Raw genomic sequence first — 319 nt, forward strand, 5'->3', positions numbered from 1 at the left:
GTTTTGCTTATACGTGGAGCGAAAACGCCCATGAGTTTCGTTTAACGCCTTGGAGTGCAGACACTACAGGCTCATCTGGTGGCGAAGCCTTTTATTTACGTGATGAAGATACAGGTAAATTTTGGTCACCTTGTGCGATGCCAAAACGTGGGGCTAATCCCTATATAACCCGCCATGGCTTTGGTTATAGTACCTTTGAGCACAGTGAAACCGGCATCGAATCCTCTCTTTGTGTGTATGTAGATACACTCGACGCCGTAAAATACTCGGTATTAAAAATTAAAAACAACTCATTAACTACCAGGCGCCTAAGTGCAAC

Annotated in this window: 1 protein-coding gene; it reads left to right on the top strand. The window is 44.2% G+C overall.

The window, feature by feature from the left end:
• Nucleotides 1–319 (top strand): hypothetical protein (locus tag AAEY72_RS14375; protein WP_352311186.1); only part of this gene is annotated, 319 nt, incomplete at both ends.

The sequence above is a fragment of the Psychrobacter sp. W2-37-MNA-CIBAN-0211 genome (assembly GCF_040309405.1).
GTDB lineage: Bacteria > Pseudomonadota > Gammaproteobacteria > Pseudomonadales > Moraxellaceae > Psychrobacter > Psychrobacter glaciei.